Annotated in this window: 1 pseudogene; it reads right to left on the bottom strand. The window is 48.8% G+C overall.

The annotated features are described in order from the left end of the window. Window positions 1-621 (bottom strand): annotated as a pseudogene (locus tag FQV28_RS19560) (IS3 family transposase); the annotation flags it as partial.

Here is a 621-nt window from a genome sequence, read left to right as displayed (position 1 = left end):
TAGAGCTTCTGTCCGAAAAGGGCAAACTCCGTCACATCGGTCACCCACTTCTGATTCGGTTTCTCGGCCGTGAAATCCCGGCGCAGCACATTCGGTGCCACCTTCCCGGCATTGCCGCGGTAGGAACAGTATTTCTTCAGCCGCACCTGGCAGGTGAGGCCGATCACGTTCATCAACTTCAGAACGGTTTTCGGATCGAGGTGGATGTCTCTTTTCCCCAATTCGATTTGGATATTCCGATGCCCATAACGCCCTTTGTGTTCGTGAAAGATGACGGAAATCGCCTCTTTTGCCTCTTTGTATTTGTCGGGACGTTCCTGATGTTTGATCCAATAATAATAGGTGCTTCTTGGAATGGATGCCACGTGGATGAGGTCGACGACCTTAAAATCATGCCTTAGCTCATAGATTACTTGAGCTTTGAGTTGCGTTGTGAGCGTTCCTTTTCCTTCACTAAGGCATTCAACTTTTTTAAATACGCGTTCTCCATGCGCAACCGTTCGACTTCTTCCTGGAGTGTTTCGTTCGACTCCATTGATGGTACGGGTTTCTTCGGTTTCTCTTTCATCGATGGACGCCCCTTTTTCTTTGGAATGAGGGCGTCTGGTCCGGTTTGATCAT

The organism is Planomicrobium sp. CPCC 101079, from assembly GCF_007859275.1.
Taxonomy (GTDB): Bacteria; Bacillota; Bacilli; order Bacillales_A; family Planococcaceae; genus Planococcus.
This window is presented reverse-complemented; position numbering and strand designations above follow the sequence as displayed.